Annotated in this window: 13 protein-coding genes; 1 reads left to right on the top strand and 12 read right to left on the bottom strand. The window is 60.2% G+C overall.

What is annotated here, in order from left to right; translation table 11 throughout:
- Positions 1 to 92 precede the first annotated feature (92 nt).
- From QF010_RS25820 to QF010_RS25775, 10 genes are all read right to left on the bottom strand, one after another.
- Positions 93 to 1,511: an FAD-dependent oxidoreductase gene (locus QF010_RS25820; RefSeq protein ID WP_033055376.1), complete on the bottom strand. Its 1,419-nt coding sequence runs from the start codon at positions 1,509 to 1,511 to the stop codon at positions 93 to 95.
- 33 nt (positions 1,512 to 1,544) lie between these two features.
- On the bottom strand, positions 1,545 to 5,990 hold the full coding sequence (gene gltB, locus QF010_RS25815) for a glutamate synthase large subunit (protein ID WP_033055375.1): 4,446 nt from the start codon (positions 5,988 to 5,990) through the stop codon (positions 1,545 to 1,547).
- Positions 5,991 to 6,497: 507 nt separating this feature from the next.
- Entirely contained in the window at positions 6,498 to 8,099 is a 1,602-nt protein-coding gene (locus QF010_RS25810; RefSeq protein ID WP_429511313.1) for an AAA family ATPase, read from the bottom strand.
- Between the two features lie 10 nt (positions 8,100 to 8,109).
- Positions 8,110 to 9,210, bottom strand: a complete 1,101-nt coding sequence (aroB, locus tag QF010_RS25805) for a 3-dehydroquinate synthase (protein ID WP_033055371.1) — start codon at positions 9,208 to 9,210, stop codon at positions 8,110 to 8,112.
- Between the two features lie 150 nt (positions 9,211 to 9,360).
- Positions 9,361 to 9,879, bottom strand: coding sequence for a shikimate kinase AroK (aroK, locus tag QF010_RS25800; protein WP_010464421.1), 519 nt, complete (start codon positions 9,877 to 9,879; stop codon positions 9,361 to 9,363).
- Between the two features lie 4 nt (positions 9,880 to 9,883).
- On the bottom strand, positions 9,884 to 11,971 hold the full coding sequence (locus tag QF010_RS25795) for a type IV pilus secretin PilQ (RefSeq protein ID WP_033055369.1): 2,088 nt from the start codon (positions 11,969 to 11,971) through the stop codon (positions 9,884 to 9,886).
- Positions 11,972 to 11,984: 13 nt separating this feature from the next.
- Positions 11,985 to 12,512, bottom strand: a complete 528-nt coding sequence (locus QF010_RS25790; protein ID WP_429534192.1) for a pilus assembly protein PilP — start codon at positions 12,510 to 12,512, stop codon at positions 11,985 to 11,987.
- The gene (pilO, locus tag QF010_RS25785; RefSeq protein ID WP_033055367.1) at positions 12,509 to 13,132 is read right to left on the bottom strand and encodes a type 4a pilus biogenesis protein PilO; all 624 of its coding nucleotides are present in this window, start codon (positions 13,130 to 13,132) and stop codon (positions 12,509 to 12,511) included. Before pilO ends, QF010_RS25790 begins: the two co-directional genes overlap by 4 nt.
- Positions 13,129 to 13,695 carry a PilN domain-containing protein gene (locus QF010_RS25780; RefSeq protein ID WP_429534191.1) on the bottom strand — a complete coding sequence of 189 codons (567 nt, stop codon included), beginning with the start codon at positions 13,693 to 13,695 and terminating at the stop codon, positions 13,129 to 13,131. The genes pilO and QF010_RS25780 overlap by 4 nt, the downstream gene beginning before the upstream one ends.
- Positions 13,695 to 14,759, bottom strand: coding sequence for a pilus assembly protein PilM (locus QF010_RS25775; protein ID WP_429534190.1), 1,065 nt, complete (start codon positions 14,757 to 14,759; stop codon positions 13,695 to 13,697). Before QF010_RS25775 ends, QF010_RS25780 begins: the two co-directional genes overlap by 1 nt.
- A gap of 218 nt (positions 14,760 to 14,977) precedes the next feature.
- Here QF010_RS25775 and QF010_RS25770 point away from each other — a divergent pair, with 218 nt between their 5' ends.
- Positions 14,978 to 17,419 carry a penicillin-binding protein 1A gene (locus QF010_RS25770; RefSeq protein ID WP_419866178.1) on the top strand — a complete coding sequence of 814 codons (2,442 nt, stop codon included), beginning with the start codon at positions 14,978 to 14,980 and terminating at the stop codon, positions 17,417 to 17,419.
- A gap of 164 nt (positions 17,420 to 17,583) precedes the next feature.
- Here QF010_RS25770 and QF010_RS25765 read toward each other — a convergent pair whose 3' ends face one another.
- Both QF010_RS25765 and QF010_RS25760 read right to left on the bottom strand, forming a co-directional pair.
- Complete coding sequence (locus tag QF010_RS25765) at positions 17,584 to 18,852, bottom strand: malic enzyme-like NAD(P)-binding protein (RefSeq protein ID WP_223431115.1); 1,269 nt, start codon at positions 18,850 to 18,852, stop codon at positions 17,584 to 17,586.
- Positions 18,853 to 19,035: 183 nt separating this feature from the next.
- Positions 19,036 to 19,836, bottom strand: a complete 801-nt coding sequence (locus tag QF010_RS25760) for a thermonuclease family protein (RefSeq protein WP_429534189.1) — start codon at positions 19,834 to 19,836, stop codon at positions 19,036 to 19,038.
- Between the last annotated feature and the right edge of the window lie 5 nt (positions 19,837 to 19,841).

Here is a 19,841-nt window from a genome sequence, read left to right as displayed (position 1 = left end):
CTCGCGATGACGGAGTGTCAGTCAATACATCTAGTGACTGATCCACCGCTATCGCGAGCAGGCTCGCTCCTACAAGGTTTGGTGTCGCGAGCTTAGACGCCCAGGTAATCCAGAATCCCTTCGGCGGCATTGCGGCCTTCGAAGATCGCCGTCACCACCAGGTCAGAACCGCGAACCATGTCGCCACCGGCGAAGATTTTCGGGTTGCTGGTCTGGTGCTTGTACTGACCTTGCTCCGGGGCCACAACGCGGCCCTGGCTGTCGGTCTGGATGCTGTGCTGCTCGAACCACGACGCCGGGCTTGGACGGAAACCGAACGCGATGACCACGGCGTCGGCCGGGATGATCTCTTCGGAACCCGGAATAGGCTCAGGGCTGCGACGGCCACGGGCATCCGGTTCGCCGAGACGGGTCTCGACCACCTTCACGCCTTCGACACGGTCTTCGCCGACGATCGCGATTGGCTGGCGGTTGTAGAGGAATTTCACCCCTTCTTCCTTGGCGTTCTTCACCTCTTTGCGCGAGCCCGGCATGTTCGCTTCGTCACGACGATAAGCGCAGGTCACCGACTTGGCGCCCTGGCGAATCGACGTACGGTTGCAGTCCATCGCCGTGTCGCCGCCGCCCAGTACCACCACCTTCTTGCCTTTCATGTCGACGAAATCTTCCGGCGACTTTTCAAAGCCCAGGTTGCGGTTGACGTTGGCAATCAGGAAGTCCAGCGCGTCATGCACGCCCGGCAAATCTTCACCGGCAAAGCCGCCCTTCATGTAGGTGTAGGTGCCCATGCCCATGAATACGGCATCGTATTCTTCGAGCAGTTGCTCGACGGTCACGTCCTTGCCCACTTCGGTGTTCAGACGGAACTCGATGCCCATGCCGGTGAAGACTTCGCGACGATTGCTCAGCACGGTCTTTTCCAGCTTGAACTCGGGGATACCGAAGGTCAGCAGACCGCCGATTTCCGGGTTCTTGTCGAACACCACCGGGGTCACGCCGCCGCGTACCAGCACGTCGGCACAGCCCAGGCCTGCCGGGCCTGCGCCGATGATCGCAACACGCTTGCCGGTCGGTATGACTTTGGACATGTCCGGGCGCCAGCCCATGGCGAACGCGGTGTCGGTGATGTACTTCTCGACCGAACCGATGGTCACCGCGCCGAAACCGTCGTTGAGGGTGCAGGCACCCTCGCACAGACGATCCTGCGGGCACACCCGGCCGCACACTTCCGGCAGGGTGTTGGTCTGGTGCGACAGCTCGGCGGCCTGGAGGATGTTGCCCTCGGCCACCAGCTTCAGCCAGTTCGGAATGAAGTTGTGCACCGGGCACTTCCATTCGCAATACGGGTTACCGCAACCCAGGCAGCGGTGGGCCTGATCGGCCGAATGCTGGGGTTTGAAGGGTTCGTAGATCTCCACGAACTCTTTCTTGCGTTGACGCAACAGTTTCTTCTTCGGATCCTTGCGCCCGACATCGATGAACTGGAAGTCGTTATTCAGACGTTCAGCCATTGTTAAAACCTCATCAAACTCTTCAGGCGCATATCACTGCGGGTTGGCACGGGTGCTGGAAAGCAACGTTTTCAAGCTGGCAGCCTTCGGCTTGACCAACCAGAAACGACGCAGATAGTCATCGAGGTTTTCGGCGAGTTCACGACCCCACTCGCTGTCGGTTTCCTCGACGTATTCGTTCAGCACGCGTTGCAGGTGGCTGCGATAGGCTTCCATCGCTTCACCGCTGATCCGCTGGATTTCCACCAGTTCGTGGTTGACCCGGTCAACGAAGGTGTTGTCCTGGTCGAGCACGTAGGCGAAACCGCCGGTCATGCCTGAGCCAAAGTTGTAACCGGTCTTGCCCAGCACGCAGACGAAACCACCGGTCATGTACTCGCAGCAGTGATCGCCAGTGCCTTCCACCACGGTGTGAGCACCGGAGTTACGCACCGCGAAACGCTCGCCCGCGGTACCGGCGGCGAACAGCTTGCCGCCAGTGGCGCCGTACAGGCAGGTGTTGCCGATGATGGCACTGTCCTGAGTCTTGTAGACACTGCCCTTCGGCGGAACGATGACCAGCTTGCCGCCGGTCATGCCTTTGCCGACGTAGTCGTTGGCGTCGCCTTCCAGGTACATGTTCAGGCCGCCAGCGTTCCACACACCGAAGCTCTGACCGGCCGTCCCTTTGAAGCGGAAGGTGATCGGCGCATTCGCCATGCCCTGGTTGCCGTGCTTGCGAGCGATTTCACCAGAGATCCGCGCGCCGATCGAACGGTCGCAGTTGCAGATGTCCAAGGCGAAATCGGCACCGCTCATGTCGTTGATGGCCGAGGTGGCCATGTCGACCATTTTCTCGGCCAGCAGGCCTTTGTCGAACGGTGGGTTGCGGTCGACCTGGCAGAACTGAGGTTTGTCTGCCGGGATGTGATCGCTGCCCAGCAATGGCGTCAGGTCCAGGTGTTGCTGCTTGGCGGTCTGGCCTTCGAGGATGTCCAGCAGATCGGTACGACCGATCAGCTCTTCGAGGGAGCGCACGCCCAGCTTGGCCAGCCACTCACGGGTTTCTTCGGCGACGTAGGTGAAGAAATTCACCACCATGTCGACGGTGCCGATGTAGTGATCCTTGCGCAACTTCTCGTTCTGAGTCGCAACGCCGGTGGCGCAGTTGTTCAGGTGGCAGATACGCAGGTATTTGCAGCCCAGCGCGATCATCGGCGCGGTGCCGAAGCCGAAGCTTTCAGCGCCGAGGATGGCCGCCTTGATCACGTCGAGGCCGGTTTTCAGGCCGCCGTCGGTTTGTACCCGCACTTTGCCGCGCAGGTCGTTGCCGCGCAGGGTCTGGTGGGTTTCGGCCAGGCCGAGCTCCCACGGAGCGCCCGCGTATTTGATCGACGTCAGTGGCGACGCACCGGTGCCGCCGTCGTAGCCGGAGATGGTGATCAAGTCCGCGTAGGCCTTGGCCACACCGGCAGCGATGGTGCCGACGCCCGCTTCTGCAACCAGCTTCACCGAGACCAACGCCTTCGGGTTGACTTGTTTCAGGTCAAAAATCAGCTGCGACAAATCTTCGATCGAATAGATGTCGTGGTGCGGCGGAGGCGAAATCAGGGTCACGCCCGGCACTGCGTAACGCAGCTTGGCGATCAGACCGTTGACCTTGCCGCCTGGCAGTTGACCACCTTCGCCGGGCTTGGCGCCCTGAGCGACTTTGATCTGCAGCACTTCAGCGTTGACCAGGTATTCCGGGGTTACACCGAAGCGGCCAGTCGCCACTTGCTTGATTTTCGAGCTCTTGATGGTGCCGTAACGCGCCGGGTCTTCGCCGCCTTCGCCGGAGTTGGAACGCGCACCGAGGCGGTTCATGGCTTCGGCCAGGGCTTCGTGAGCTTCCGGCGACAAGGCGCCCAAAGATATGCCCGCGGAGTCAAAGCGCTTGAGCACCGATTCCAGCGGTTCGATCTCGCTGATGTCCAGCGGCGTGTCCAGGGTTTTCACCTTGAACATATCGCGGATCATCGACACCGGACGGTTATCCACCAGCGCCGTGTATTCCTTGAACTTGCTGTAGTCGCCCTGCTGCACAGCGGCTTGCAGGGTGTTGACCACGTCCGGGTTGTACGCGTGATATTCGCCACCGTGGACGAACTTCAGCAAACCGCCCTGCTGGATTGGCTTGCGCGGGCTCCAGGCTTCGGCAGCCAGGGCTTTCTGCTCGGCTTCGATGTCGACGAAACGCGCGCCCTTGATGCGGCTTGGCACGCCACGGAAGCTCAGGTCGCAGACTTCTTCAGACAGGCCGATGGCTTCAAACAGCTGCGCACCGCGGTACGAGGTGATGGTCGAGATGCCCATCTTCGACAGGATCTTCAGCAGACCTTTGGTGATGCCTTTGCGGTAGTTCTTGAACACCTCATAGAGGTCGCCCAGGACTTCACCGGTACGGATCAGGTCGCCCAGCACTTCGTAGGCCAGGAACGGATAGACCGCCGAGGCGCCGAAACCGATCAACACGGCGAAGTGGTGCGGATCGCGAGCCGTCGCGGTTTCCACGAGGATGTTGGAGTCGCAACGCAGGCCTTTTTCGGTCAAGCGGTGGTGCACCGCACCAGTGGCCAGGGAAGCGTGGATCGGCAACTTGCCCGGGGCAATGCGGCGGTCACTCAGCACGACCTGGGTACGGCCGGAGCGCACAGCTTCTTCAGCCTGATCGGCAACGTTGCGGATCGCCGCTTCGAGGCCGACGCTTTCGTCGTAGTTGAGGTCGATGATCGCGCGCTCGAAGCCCGGACGATCGAGGTTCATCAGCGAGCGCCACTTGGCCGGGGAAATAACCGGCGAGCTGAGGATCACGCGCGAGGCATGTTCCGGCGACTCCTGGAAAATGTTGCGCTCGGCACCGAGGCAGATTTCCAGCGACATGACGATGGCTTCACGCAGCGGGTCGATCGGCGGGTTGGTGACCTGCGCGAACTGCTGGCGGAAATAGTCGTACGGCGTGCGCACGCGCTGGGACAGCACGGCCATCGGCGTGTCATCGCCCATCGAGCCAACGGCTTCGTAGCCTTGCTCGCCGAGCGGACGCAGCACCTGATCACGTTCTTCGAAAGTGACCTGGTACATCTTCATGTACTGCTTGAGCTGGTCAACGTCGTAGAACGCCGAACCGTGGTCGTTGTCTTCCATAGTCGCCTGGATGCGCAGGGCATTCTTGCGCAGCCATTGCTTGTACGGATGACGGGACTTCAAGCGGTTGTCGATGGCGTCGGTGTCGAGGATCTGGCCGGTTTCAGTGTCCACGGCGAAGATCTGACCCGGGCCAACGCGGCCCTTGGCGATCACGTCTTCAGGCTGGTAGTTCCAGACACCGATTTCCGAAGCCAGGGTGATGAAACCGTTCTTGGTGGTGACCCAACGCGCCGGACGCAGACCGTTACGGTCGAGCAGGCACACCGCGTAACGACCGTCGGTCATTACCACGCCGGCCGGGCCGTCCCACGGTTCCATGTGCATCGAGTTGTATTCATAGAACGCACGCAGATCCGGGTCCATGGTTTCGACGTTCTGCCACGCAGGCGGAATGATCATCCGCACGCCACGGAACAGGTCGATACCCCCGGTAACCATCAGCTCAAGCATGTTGTCCATGCTGGAGGAGTCGGAGCCAACGCGGTTGACCAGCGGGCCGAGTTCTTCCAGATCCATCAGATCATTGGTGAACTTGGTGCGACGGGCCACGGCCCAGTTGCGGTTGCCGGTGATGGTGTTGATCTCGCCGTTGTGGGCGAGGAAGCGGAACGGCTGAGCCAGCGGCCATTTCGGCAGAGTGTTGGTCGAGAAGCGCTGGTGGAACACGCAAATCGAGGTTTGCAGGCGCTGGTCGCTGAGGTCTGGATAGAAGGCGGTCAAATCCGCCGGCATCATCAGGCCTTTATAAATGATGGTCTTGTGCGAAAAGCTGCACACGTAGTGATCGACGTCGGCGGCGTTGGCCACGGACGAGCGACGACGGGAGGTGAACAGCTTGACGGCCATGTCCTGATCGCTCAGGCCATCACCGGCGATGAACACTTGCTCGATCTGCGGCAGGCGTTCAAGGGCCAGGCGACCGAGGACGCTGGTGTCGATCGGCACTTTGCGCCAGCCGACGAGGGTCAAGCCAGCAGCGAGGATCTCGCGGTTCATGTTCTCGCGAGCGGCTTCGGCTTTGACCGGGTCCTGGTTGAAGAAGACCATGCCCACTGCATATTGCTTGGGCAGTTCGACGCCGAAGGTTTCCTGGGCGATGGCTCGCAGGAACACATCCGGCTTTTGAATCAGCAGACCGCAACCGTCACCGGTCTTGCCGTCGGCGTTGATCCCACCGCGGTGGGTCATGCAGGTCAGGGCCTCGATGGCCGTTTGCAAAAGGGTATGACTGGGCTCGCCCTGCATATGGGCTATCAGGCCGAAACCGCAGTTATCCTTGAATTCATCTGGTTGGTACAGACCTGCTTTCATAGACACTTTCTCACCAGGCTGCCTCTTACCGAGGCAAATTTCTTTTCAATTCAAACACTTACCGTCCGCGCCGAACGTACGCCAGCTTTGCGGGGGCAAAAGGGAGGTCATTGTACACACCGACACAGAGGCTCACAAATTTGACGACGAAATGTCGCAAATCTATGTCGCATTTGTGAAAGGTTTAAAGCGATATGCTGTGCTAGTCAAAACTTTTTTAATTTTGACCGCAACGACTCAAAGACTACTGTGACGCAGACACCACAAGGCACGCGGCCGAGGGTCTGTTGGTGCTTGCTGACGAACCGCGTTGTGATGCCAGCGTGTGCGAGGCAAGGCGCGGGATGCCGCCAATGGCTTCACCCTTGGCAAATCCCGCAACGCAGCCTCGCGCACGTTGGCGCGCAACGCGGTCGTCAGCAAGCGCCAACTGCCCCTTAGGGCGGCATGCGCTTGTAGAAATTTTGAGGTGCTTGGAGAGGCGGCCTGGGTAAGGCCGCCGAATCTTCAGCGAGTTGTTGCCAGTTCCTGTTGGACGCTGGCGACAGTGCGAGGCCAAGGTTTACCAGCCTGAACCTTCGCTGGCAAGGCCTTGATGGCGGTAACGGCTGCATCGCGGTTGGCGAAGTTACCGTAAGTGATGACGTAAAGCGGCTTGCCGTTGAGGACTTTCTTGAAATAACGGTACTCGCCGCCCTGCTCCTTGACGAAGGATTGTGCGGCCGCTTCGGAGCTGGTGCCGAGGATCTGCACCACGTAGTTGCTCGTCGGTTGGCCGGCGTACCAAGTGCCACCAGCGCCTTTCGCGGCAGCGGCGACTGGTTTCTCGGCTGGCTTGGCGGCAGCAACGGCGGCGGCTGGCTTGGCAGGCGCTGGGGCCGGCTTCACGGCAGGCGCTACCGGAGCTGGCTTGGCAGTCGCGACCTGAGTGGGCGCAGGAGCCGGTTTGGCAGCAGGCGTCGGTGCCGGGCCAGGCTGGATACCCGCAGGCGGCGCGGTAGTGGTCACGGTCGGCGGCGTAGCGCTCGAACCTTCGACCGGCACGCCGTCGTCGCCTTCGGTGATGCCACCGGCAGCTTCGGCCAACGGACCACGCATGACCGGCTGCGAGTTGCCGACCAGCGGCAATGGCATCGGCTGCGAGTTACCGGCGAATTCGACGGCAGGCGCGCCGCCGCTGTTAGGTTGTGGCGTGCCCTGGCCGAGCGGCAGTTGCGCCTGCTCGTTGGCAGGTGCGCCAGTGGTCGGTGCTTTGCTGCGACCCGGCATCAACCAGGCGGCGGCTACCGCGACCACGACAACGGCGGAAATCGCCAATACGTGTTTCTTCGGCATGTTGAACCCCATACTTGGACGCTTCACCGCAGAGCGGCTGGCAATCATGGCTTCGATCATTGCATCGCGGGCAACCTGGTTGATGGTGCCAGGCCAACCGTCGGAGCTTTCGTGAATATCAGAGATCTGATCTGCGGTAAAAAGTTCGATACCCCGGCCAGCGCCTTCGAGCCGCTGTTCCAGATATTCGCGGGTTTCTTCTTCGGTGTAAGGTTGCAATTCGATGACGTGGAAACGCTCTTCCTCGAGGCTCAGCGCCTCCAGTTGAGCAATCAACGACGACTCGCCGAACAGGAACACATGCGGGCGACCTTCCGGTGCACCGGCGGCCAGGGCCAGCAAGGCTTCCAGCGCGGACTCGTCGAGTTGCTCGGCGTCATCCACCAGCAGATAGACTTCCTGCCCCGTCAGGGCAAGCTGCACCACTTGAGCCAGAATCGCGCCGATCTCGGCCTGGGCGACATTCAGCGCCTGAGCCACCTGACGCAGCACGCCGGCCGAATCACCGGCGCCACGGGCGGAAACCACCACGCTCTGCACCGACTGTTTGTTGGTGCTGGCCACCAGGGCCTGACGCAACAGCGTCTTGCCACTGCCTTGCGGGCCGGTGACGACCAGCAGCAACTGACTGTAGCGTGCCAGGTGATGCAGTTGCCCCAGCACCGGTTTGCGCTGGGCCGGGAAGAATTTGAAGCCAGGCACCCGTGGAGAAAAAGGGTCATGACTCAACTGGTAATGGCCGAGGAAAGCCTCGTCGGCGTGCAAACTAGTCATCGGGATCTTATTAACCTTTAAGCTGAGCCAGAGCGCGGTAATCCGCTCCCAGCGTGGCCTGTAAAACCTCTTTCGGATAATCGTCGGTCACCACCGCTTCGCCCATGTGGCGCAGCAGCACCAGGCGCAAACGACCGTCGATCACTTTCTTGTCAATTGCCATGTGTTCGAGAAAATCGGCTTCGGTCATCTCTTCAGGCGGGATGACCGGCAGGCCGGCACGCTGGAACAGACGGATGCCGCGATCGCGCTCTTGCTCGCTGATCCAGCCAAGGCGCGTGGACATTTCCAAGGCCATTACGGTGCCAGCAGCGACCGCCTCACCATGTAGCCAGACACCATAGCCCATGTGGGTTTCGATGGCGTGGCCGAAGGTGTGACCCAGGTTGAGCGTGGCGCGGACACCGGTCTCCCGTTCGTCGGCACCCACCACCGCAGCCTTGGCCGCGCAAGAGCGCTCGATGGCGTAAGTCAGGGCGACCTGGTCCAGCGCGCGCAGGCGATCAACGTTGTCTTCAAGCCAGGTCAGGAACGGCTCGTCGCAGATCAGCCCGTATTTGATGACTTCGGCAAGCCCGGCGGACAGTTCGCGGGCCGGCAGGGTATTGAGGGTCGCGGTATCAATCAGCACCACATTCGGCTGATAGAAAGCGCCGACCATGTTCTTGCCCAGCGGATGGTTGATCCCGGTCTTGCCGCCCACCGAAGAGTCGACTTGCGACAGCAGCGTGGTCGGGATCTGGATGAAATCGACACCACGCTGGTAGCAGGCGGCCGCAAAACCGGCCATGTCACCAATCACACCGCCACCGAGGGCGATAACCGTGGTACGGCGGTCGTGCCGTGCGGTCAGCAGACCGTCGAAAATCAGTTGCAGGGTTTCCCAGGTCTTGAACGCTTCGCCGTCCGGCAGCACCACGGAAACCACCGAGAACTGTGCGAGGCTGCGGGTCAGACGCTCGAGATAGAGCGGCGCAACGGTCTCGTTGGAGATAATCGCCACTTGCCGTCCGCGAATATGCGGGGCCAGCAGCTCAGGCTGATCCAACAAACCTTCGCCAATATGAATCGGGTAGCTGCGCTCGCCTAGATCGACCTTGAGTGTCTGCATGTGTCCCCACAGTGAAGATGGAATCAGGCGTCCTGCCTTGAGTTAACGAATGTCCACGGCGTCTGCTGGTTGACGCCGTTCGGTAGCCATCTGCCACAACCTTGAGCGGCCATGACAGGACGCCGAGGATAGCGCATTTCGCGCTGCGCTTTAACGGGGAGGTAGCTGCTGCAAGCGTTCGAGAATATCGAGCACCACCATTCGCGGCGGCCGCTCATCGGTTTCCACCACCAGATCGGCGATTTCCCGATAAAGCGGATCGCGGATCGCCAGCAGATCCCGGAGGGTCTTGGCCGGATCGGCAGTACGCAACAGGGGTCGATTGCGATCGCGGGACGTGCGACCCACCTGCTGCTCGACAGACGCATGCAGATAGACCACCCGACCTCCGGCGTGCAGCGCCCGGCGATTGGCCTCGCGCATCACCGCGCCGCCACCGGTCGCCAGCACCACGCCGTCGCAGCCACACAGCTCGGCAATCATCGCCTGCTCGCGGTCACGAAAGCCCGGCTCGCCTTCTTTATCGAAAATCCACGGGATATTGGCGCCCGTGCGCAATTCAATTTCCTTATCGGAATCTTTGAATGGCAGGCGCAGCTCTTTGGCCAGCAACCGGCCGATGGTGCTTTTTCCAGCCCCCATCGGTCCAACAAGAATCAAATTTCGCACAGAATCAATGACTCACAGCAATCGCCTGGTTATTCATGATACGCGGAGTGAGAAATACCAGCAGCTCGGATTTTTTCTCCGAAACCACGTCACGCCGGAAAAGGCGGCCAAGATACGGCACATCACCGAGAAATGGCACCTTATCTACAACCTTGCTCTGAGTATTTGAGAAAACCCCGCCAATCACGATGGTCTCGCCGTCGTTGACCAGGACCTTGGCATTGACCTCGTTTTTCTTGATCGGCGGCACATCCTGCACCTTGTTCAGGTAGTCCGGTTCGTCCTTGGTGACCTTGACCTCCATGATGATCCGGTTGTCCGGAGTGATCTGCGGCGTCACTTCCAGAGACAGCGAGGCCTCCTTGAACGACACCGAGGTAGCGCCGCTGGAGCTGGCTTCCTGATAGGGAATTTCCGTGCCCTTGAGGATTTTTGCGGTTTCCTTGTCCGACGTAACCACCTTGGGCTGCGAGACGATTTCGCCGTTGCCGGTCTTCTCCATGGCCGTCAGCTCGAGATCCAGCAGCACATTGTCGGTGATGAAGGCGATGCCAAGCCCCGAGGTGTTGGCGGCGGTGCCCATGTCGACGAACGGCGAGTTGGTGCTGGTGCTGCCAGGCGTACCGATGGTCGATGAAGCATTCGCCCCGTTGCTGACGCCTGAGGTGTTCCAGTTGCCTTTGTTCTGCAACGAACCGCCCCAGCGCACGCCGAGGCTTTTGTCATAGTCGACGTTGGCTTCGACGATGCGTGCCTCGATCATCACCTGACGCACCGGGATATCCAGTTGCGCGACGATACGGCGCAGTTCGTCGAGGCGATCCTGGGTCTGGTAGGCAATGATGTTGTTGGTCCGCTCATCCACCGTGATCGAGCCCCGCTCGTCGGCCTTTGCCTCGGCACTGGTCACCGACTGGAACAGCTTGGCGATATCGGCAGCTTTGGCGTAGTTGACCTGCAACAGCTCGCGACGCAGGGGCGCCAGGTCGGCGATTTGTTTCTGCGACTCCAGTTCCTGACGCTCGCGGGCGGCAATTTCATCGGCCGGTGCGACCAGCAAAACGTTACCGATCTTGCGTTTGTCCAGGCCCTTGGTTTTCAACACCAGATCCAGCGCCTGATCCCACGGCACGTTCTGCAAACGCAGCGTGATGCCGCCCTGCACCGTGTCGCTGGCCACCAGATTGAGATTGGTGAAATCGGCGATCAGTTGCAGCACCGAACGCACATCGATGTCCTGGAAGTTCAGCGAGAGCTTTTCACCGGTGTAGGCGAAACGCTCGGAGTTGCGTTTCTGCAAGTCATCGACCGTCATCGGCCGGATGCTGACGGTCAGCTTGTTATCGGTCTGGTAAGTCGAATAATCGAAAGCGCCGCTGGGCTCAATGCTGATCGTGGCCCGATCGCCCGTGGCGCTGGCGTTGACGAACTGCACTGGCGTGGCGAAATCCTTGACGTCCAGACGCACACGCAACGGTTCAGGCAATTGGGTCCTGGCGAAACTGACGATGATTTTGCCGTCGCGCTCCTGTATGTCCGGGGCGATGGAAGGATCCGACAGATCGATGACCACATTGCCTTCGCCCTGGGTGCCGCGCTGGAAATCCACGCCCCGGATGGCCTTGCCTGCTGGCGCATAGGCTTTCGCCGGCGCTGGCGTTGCAGTCGCGGCGCGTGGCGTTTTGGGCGCCGGGCTGGAGGCCGTTTTGTTGGCGCCTTGGCCGACCACCACGAACAGCGTGTTGCCTTCGACCCGTGCGCTATACGGCGTCAACTGGGTCAGGTTGATGATCAGTCGTGTACGGTCCTTGGCTTCCACCACTGTAGCGCTGCGGGCATTTCCGCCGCCCAGGTCACGATTTTTGCTTTTTAGCTGACTGACGACGCCGGGCAGATCCAGTGCAATTCGTGCAGGCGATTCCGTGGTGTAACCGTGAGGCGTCGGTGGCGGCCCATCGAACGACAACTTCAACTCGACGCGGTCCCCCGGCAGCGCGGCGACATCCAGCGCTTTGAGGTTGGCCGCTAGTACCATCGGCGACAGCAACGCTATCCATAGCGAAATACCGAAGGTTGAGAAAATCCTGTTCATTATTCGAGTTCCACTATGAGTGCTCTTTCAAAGGGATGGTCCGCGGCCGCTCCAGCCAGGCGCCTTCGCCGTCGGGAACGATTTCGACCACATCGACCTGCGAACCGCTGATGGCGACGATCCGCCCATCGTTACGCCCCAGGTAATCGCCGACTTTCAACCGATGCACCCCGCCCGCCCCGCGCAGCAGCGCAAAGGAGCCGGTCGCATTGGCGATCGTTCCGACCATTTCAAACTGCTCGATGTTGAAACCTTCGAGGTACTGCTTGACCCGATTCGGGTCAGGTTTGACGTTGCGCGAGCCGTGTTTCTGGCCGGCCAGATCGATTCTGACCTGTCGGGAAAACGGGCTTCGCAGGTTGGCGGCGCTGTAGGTGAATGTTGGGTAAGACCGAAATGTCGGCGTTGGTTCAATCTTGCCGGGCGCACGCAAACGCATTTCGTTCATGTACGCGTCCAGGTCGCTGAAGTCATTGTCACTGCCGCAACCAGCCAGGGCGGCGACCAGCACAACCATCGAAAAACAACGAATCGGGCTCATTCTTCCAGCCCCTTGTCGTTGTAGCGGTAGGTCTTGGCGAGGATGCTCATGCGCAACTTCGGACCACCTTCCGGGTTGGCCGGCGCAAGGTCGAAGTCATGCAGGGTGACAATCCTTGGCAGCCCGGCGACGCCGCTGACGAAGGTGGCCAGGTCGTGATAGGCACCAGTGACGGTGATCTGGATCGGCAACTCGATGTAGAACTGCTGCGTGTTCTCCGGCAGCAGTTTGATCTCTTCGAACTCCAGGCCACTGCCCAGGCCGGTGCGAGTGATGTCCTCCAGCAGGCCGGGCACTTCAGTGTCACTGGGTAATTGCCGCAGCAGCACGCCAAAGGAGTTCTCCATTTCCTTCATCTGCTGCGTATACAGCTCCAGATTCGCCGCCATATGGGCTTTGCTGGCGAATTGCTCCTTGAGGGTCAACTCTTCCTCGCGCTTGAGATCGAGGTGGCTCTGAAGGTCGCTGATGGAAAAACTGTAGCCCAGCGAAAGCACCAGGATCATGAGCAGGAAAGCCGCCAATGCCTTGATGGCTGGCGGCCAGGAACCCATGTTATGGGTGTCCAGGTCATTGATGTCGATCTTGCGCAGGCCTTCGAACCAGTCAGGCAGCCTCATTTGCCGCCCTCCGCAGCGGTGGGCTGAGTCTGACGAACGGTCAGCTGAAAGACGTTGGCCTGATCCACCTGGCCGGCGGTCGTCGCTTTGACTTCCGTCAGGGTCGGCGCATTGAACCAGTCTGACGCATCGAGATTACGCATCAGGTCCGAAACACGATTGTTGGATTCTGCCGCACCCGTGATGGAAAGGGTTTTGTCGGCCATTTTCACCTCGGTGAAGTACACCCCGTCCGGCAAGGTACGCGCTAACTGATCAAAGATCCGCCCGCTGACCGGACGGTTGCCTTGCAGGTCCTGAATGATGCGCATGCGCTCGACCAGTTGCTGGCGACGGGCCTTCAAATCGCTGATCTGGTTAATCCGCTCGTCGACCACGGCAATCTGTTTGCCAATGTAATCGTTACGAGCCACTTGCCGATCGATAGCGCCACTGATGGCCTGGTTCGCGATCAGCACCGCGCCCACGGCCCCCACCATCACAGCGCCCAGCGCCAGCAAAAAGCGTTTGCGGCGCGCTTCACGCTGCTCTTCGCGCCAGGGTAAAAGATTGATCCGCGCCATCAGTCGAAACTCCTGAGGGCCAGCCCGCAGGCGATCATCAGTGCCGGCGCATCGCTGGCCAGGGCACCGGCGTTGACCTTGCTGCTCAAGGCCATGTTGGAGAAGGGGTTGGCCACTTGCGTCGGCGTACCCAATCGTTGCTCGATCAACCGGTCCAGCCCCGGGACCGATGCGGTACCGCCGGCCAACAGAATGTGATCAACCGAGTTGTACTGACCGGAGGCGAAGAAAAACTGCAACGAACGTGACACCTGTTGCACCAGCGCATCGCGAAACGGCTGCAACACCTCACTGACGTAATCGTCCGGCAAACCACCCTGCTTCTTCGCCAGCCCCGCCTGCTCGATGGTCAGGCCATACCGTCGCTGGATTTCCTCCGTCAGTTGACGACCGCCGAACAATTGCTCGCGGGTGTAGATGATCCGCCCCTGGTGCAGCACGCTCAGGGTGGTCATGGTGGCGCCAATATCAACCACCGCTACCGTCAGGCGCTCCTGAGAAGCCGCCAGTTGGCTCGCCAGCAATCCGTAGGAACGCTCCAGCGCATAGGCCTCGACGTCGACCACGCGGGCCGTCAGGCCGGCCAGGGCCAGGGCCGCTTCCCGGACCTCGACGTTTTCCTTGCGACAGGCCGCCAGCAACACATTGACTCGCTCGGGGTTGCGCGCAGAAACGCCCTGGACCTCAAAGTCGATGGCCACTTCGTCCAATGGATAAGGGATGTATTGATCGGCCTCGATCTTCAGCTGGTTTTCCATTTCGTCGTCGGAAAGACCGGCGTCCATCTCGATGGTCTTGGTGATCACCGCCGAACCGGCCACGGCGACGGCGACGTTCCTGAGGTTGGTTCTGGCCTTGAGCAGCACGCGCGCGAGTGCCTGCCCTACGCCTTCGAGCTCGGCGATATTTTTCTCGACCACCGCGTTGGTGGGTAAAGGTTCCACCGCATAGGCCTCGACCCGATAGCGGTCGCCTTGGCGGCTTAGCTCCAGAAGCTTGACCGACGTAGAGCTGATGTCGATCCCCAGAAGCGTATTGGCCTTTTTATTGAAGAGTCCTAGCACTACCAATTCCCTATGACTATCCGTGTCTTACGGACTCTGTAATATCCATTGCGTTCAAACCACCCGTCTTGACAGCAGCGCAAATGACGCTCTCGACAGAAAAATGCTTATAATGCCCAGCGTTTTTCTCCGGTTTTTACTTCAAGCGCGGGTCGTTCCCTGTTTATCTGAACCCTGATGCCTAATTCATTCTTTGCCCTGGATGTCCAAAAGCCTTGATTCGTCTGCTGAAATTTTTCGGTTGGTCCATCGTCGCCGTTTTCTGCGGACTGCTCCTCGGTCTTAGCGGCGCCTTTCTCTACCTTAGTCCGGGTTTGCCGTCCGTGGAGGCTCTGAGAAGCATCCAGTTGCAGATTCCTTTGCGGGTCTACAGCAGCGACAACAAGCTGATCGCAGAATTTGGCGAAATGCGCCGCACACCGATCCGGTTCGCCGACATTCCCCCCAATTTCATTAATGCGTTACTAAGTGCTGAAGACGACAACTTCGCCAATCACTACGGTGTCGACCCCAGCAGCCTGATGCGCGCGGCCACCCAGTTGGTAAAAAGCGGACACATTCAGTCCGGCGGCAGCACCATCACCATGCAGGTGGCGAAGAACTTCTTCCTGACCAGCGAACGCAGCTTCTCGCGAAAAACCACCGAAATTCTCCTGGCCCTGCAGATTGAACGGCAGCTGACCAAGGACGAGATTCTTGAGCTGTACGTCAACAAAATCTATCTGGGCAACCGCGCCTACGGTATCGAAGCCGCCGCACAGGTTTACTACGGCAAGTCGATTCGTGACGTCAGCCTCGCGCAGATGGCGATGATCGCGGGTCTGCCGAAAGCCCCCTCGCGCTTCAACCCGCTGGCCAATCCGGCCCGCAGCAAGGAACGTCGCGACTGGATCCTTGGGCGCATGTACAAGCTCGGCAAAATCACCGAAGCCGACTACACCACCGCGATCAACGAGCCGCTGAACGCCAGTTATCACGTGCCGACCCCGGAAGTGAATGCGCCGTACATCGCTGAAATGGCCCGCGCCGAAATGGTCGGCCGTTATGGCAGCGACGCCTATACCGAGGGTTTCCGCGTCACCACCACGGTGCCGAGCAACCTGCAGGAAATGGCCAACACCGCGGTTCACGAAGGGTTGATGACCTACGACCAGCGTCACGGTTATCGCGGCCCGGAGTCGCGCCTGCCGGGCAAGACTCGCGAGGCCTGGACAATCGAGCTGACCAAGCAACGCACCATCAGCAGCCTTGAACCTGCCATCGTCACCCAGGTCGACAAGACCGGCCTGCAAGTGATGACCCGTACCGGTGACGAACACGTCGGCTGGGACAGCATGAAATGGGCGCGTCCGTTCCTGAATACCAACAGCATGGGCGCCAATCCGAAGCAGCCTTCGGACGTCGCCCAGGTCGGCGACCTGATTCGTGTGCAACGCCAGCCGGACAACTCGCTGAAATTCAGCCAGATCCCGCAAGCTCAGGGCGCGCTGGTTTCCCTCGATCCGCAGAACGGTGCCATTCGCTCCCTGGTCGGCGGCTTCGCCTTTGAACAGAGCAACTACAACCGCGCCTTGCAGGCCAAGCGCCAGCCGGGTTCGAGTTTCAAGCCGTTCGTCTACAGCGCCGCACTGGATAACGGCTACACCGCCTCCAGCCTGGTGAACGACGCACCGATCGTGTTCGTCGACGAGTACCTGGACAAGGTGTGGCGTCCAAAGAACGATACCAACACGTTCCTCGGCCCGATCCGCTTGCGTGAAGGCCTGTACAAGTCGCGTAACCTGGTTTCGATCCGGTTGGTGCAAGCCATGGGCGTTGGCAAGACCATCGATTACATCACGCGCTTTGGCTTCAACAAGCAGGACCTGCCGCCCAACCTGTCACTGGCCTTGGGCACCGCGACGCTGACGCCAATGGAAATCGCCACCGGCTGGAGCACTTTCGCCAACGGCGGCTACAAGATCACCCCTTACATCATCGACAAGATCGAAAGCCGCAATGGCGACACGCTGTTCGTCGCCAACCCGCCGAGTGTCCCGAAAGGCACCGTCGCGACCGATGGCATCGCCGCCCCTGTCGTGGCCAACGCCTTCACCGTCAACGCAACCCCGGGCGAAGCCTTGACCGCCCAGCCAGCGCCACAAACGCCGGCCGTAGCCGAGCGCGTCGTCGATGGTCGCACCACGTTCATCCTCAACAGCATGCTCGAGGACGTGATCAAACTCGGCACCGGGCGCCGCGCCCTGGCCTTGGGCCGCAGCGACATTGCGGGCAAGACCGGTACCACCAACGAATCCAAGGACGCCTGGTTCTCTGGGTACAACGCCGATTATGTGACCACTGTCTGGACCGGTTTCGACCAGCCTGAAAGCCTGGGTCGCAAGGAGTTCGGCGGTACCGTCGCCCTGCCGATCTGGATGAACTACATGGGCGCCGCACTCAAAGGCCTGCCGCCACATACGCAGCCAGAGCCGGAAGGCATTCTCAGTCTCCGAGTCGACCCGGTCAGCGGCCGTGCAGCTAGCCCAGGCACGCCAGGCGCCTACTTCGAGCTGTTCAAGGTCGAAGACACGCCACCGTCGGCGAACGAGCTGGGCAACGGCACTGCGCCGGGCAGCCCACTGCCAGCGGATGAAGCGGCGCCGATCGATTTGTTCTGATCACCTGAAGCTGCAAAAAGCCCCGCCTTCGAAAGAAGAGCGGGGCTTTTTGTTGCGTGCCAGTAGCTCGCGAAGAGGCCAGCACAACCGCTGCAAAACCCACCGGTAATAAAAAAGCCCCGACTCGCAAGAGCCGGGGCCTTTGATTGAAGCGCTACAACGACTTAGCCGTTGAACACGTCATCCACGCTTTTCAGCGGGTAGTTCTTCGGATACGGCAGGGTCGCTACGCCGGTCTCGATCGCAGCCTTGGCCACGGCATCGGAGATCACGGTGATCAGACGGGCATCCATTGGTTTCGGAATGATGTACTCACGACCGAATTCCAGTTTGATGCCGCCGTAGGCGTCGCACACTTCCTGAGGAACCGGCAGCTTGGCCAGTTCACGCAGGGCGTTGGCTGCAGCCACTTTCATTTCTTCGTTGATGCGCTTGGCGCGAACGTCCAGGGCACCACGGAAGATGAACGGGAAGCCCAGCACGTTGTTGACCTGGTTCGGGTAGTCCGAACGGCCGGTCGCCATGATCACGTCGTCACGGGTGGCGTGAGCCAGTTCCGGGGAGATTTCCGGATCAGGGTTGGAGCACGCGAACACGATCGGGTTGGCCGCCATGGACTTCAGGCCTTCAGCGCTCAGCAGGTTCGGGCCGGACAGGCCAACGAACACGTCCGCGCCTTTCAGGGCGTCGGCCAGTGTGCGTTTTTCAGTCGAGTGAGCGAAAACAGCCTTGTACTGGTTCAGGTCGTCACGGCCGGAGTGGATCACGCCGGTACGGTCAACCATGAAGATGTTTTCGATATTGGCACCCATGCTCACCAGCAATTTCATGCAGGAGATGGCGGCAGCACCGGCGCCCAGGCAGACGATCTTGGCGTCAGCGAGGGTTTTGCCTGCGATTTCCAGGGCGTTGATCATGCCGGCCGCAGTAACGATCGCGGTGCCGTGCTGGTCATCGTGGAATACCGGAATGTCGCACTGCTCGATCAGAGCACGTTCGATCTCAAAGCACTCAGGTGCCTTGATGTCTTCCAGGTTGATGCCACCGAAGGTGATGGAGATGCGCTTGACGGTGTCGATGAAGGCTTGCGGGCTTTCGGAGTCGACTTCGATGTCGAAAACGTCGATGCCGGCGAAGCGCTTGAACAGCACGCCTTTACCTTCCATCACTGGCTTGGATGCCAATGGGCCGAGGTTACCCAGGCCGAGAATTGCGGTGCCATCGGAAATGACTGCAACCAGATTGCCCTTGCCGGTGTACTTGTAGGCGAGTTCAGGGTCGCGGGCGATTTCGCGGACTGGTTCGGCTACACCGGGGCTGTAGGCCAGCGACAGGTCGCGGGCGGTAGCGGTGGCTTTGGTGAGCTCGACGCTCAGCTTCCCTGGACGAGGATGGGCATGATATTCGAGAGCGGCAGTTTTCAAATCAGACATAGGGGCATTCCGCTTTTTACTGTGGGACAGACGGACCGCCGAGGATACTCGTGTCGCAAAGTCCCTACAAGACTGACCGGTCACCCCTGTCAAGCACCCGGCCCTACGACTTTGGACCAAGAGCCACGGAACACAAGGGATTGACTGTTCACAATCCACATTAAAAATGTCTACAATTTTTTATCACTGTGCCATCTGAAGCATCGCCGGGTCGGTCAATGGCAAAAGCCAGCGCGCCTGCCCTTCTTTCAGTCCGCCGCGCCGCGAACGGTCCAGCACCCAGCCTCGGGCCTCGATCTGCCTGCCCTTCAGCCGCTCGAGATTCGCAACATCAAACCGACCCAACAAATTGGGTGCAACGCGCAGTACAACCGAATCCTGCAACTCGATCCAAACCCCGCCGCGATTGCGTTGAACCTTGCTCACACGACCGCTGAGCACAACGAAGCCGGAAGTGCTGATCTGCTCCGCTTTCAGCACAGGGGATTGACGCCACAACCCGAGTCCGGCCTGACGGGCACTGTGTTCCGCCGCTTGCTGGCAGTCGACCAGATCGACATTCGGCGCGACCGCTACCTGGAAACCGAGTCCTTCAGCGAGCATCTGCGCTTCAAGGTTGGCGCCATCGGCGCTGTAGACATGGGCCAAGGTGCGGCCGTAATGATCTTTGCTTTCTTTACCGGGCAGTAAACCCACCCGCCCGTCGCTGGCGGCCACCAGAACCTCCAGACGTTGGCGCGCAACCACCGCGAACGGTTCGTCGGAGCGGCCTTTCTTGCCCAGCTCCGGCGTATTCAAACCGATCATGCGCACGCTGCGGCCATCACTCAGGCGCAGCGTGTCGCCATCCACCACCCGTTGCACCACAACGGGTGTCAGCCCGCTCGGCGCCGGACAGAAGGCCTGGGCACCGGAAAGCCAAATCGCAGACACAAAAAAGGCGCCCGCAAGGGACGCCTTTTTCATCAGCAAGGAAAAGCCCATGGGGC

Origin of the sequence: Pseudomonas silensiensis (genome assembly GCF_050434865.1) — a bacterium.
GTDB classification, from domain to species: Bacteria; Pseudomonadota; Gammaproteobacteria; order Pseudomonadales; family Pseudomonadaceae; genus Aquipseudomonas; species Aquipseudomonas fluorescens_W.
This window is presented reverse-complemented; position numbering and strand designations above follow the sequence as displayed.